At 53.5% G+C, this 228-nt stretch carries 1 protein-coding gene; it reads right to left on the bottom strand.

Annotated features, from left to right (window positions below; genetic code table 11):
• Positions 1-228, bottom strand: a 228-nt coding sequence (locus tag Q4563_RS23475; protein WP_303606261.1) for a hypothetical protein, incomplete at both ends; no start/stop codon positions are given.

The raw sequence follows: 228 nt of genomic DNA, 5'->3' as shown, positions 1-228 counted from the left end.
AGCCAGTACCAGGTGTTCGGCAATGGTGGGGCTATTGCTCAGTTCGGAGGTGGCAACCCATTCATCCACCAGCGCCAGGTCGAGGTTGTTATTGGCCACATCACGAAATAATTGCGAGCAGTAATCCCGGCCCTCGACCTGGAAATAACTATCGAGATTGTTCAGCCATGGGCCGTAGTTGATTTCTGAATAGACCCCCAGCTTGAGATCTGTGGCCTTGAGCTGGGC

The sequence above is a fragment of the Gilvimarinus sp. 1_MG-2023 genome (assembly GCF_030548285.1).
Note: the sequence above shows the minus strand (reverse complement) of the source record. Positions and strands in the feature narration are given on the sequence as shown.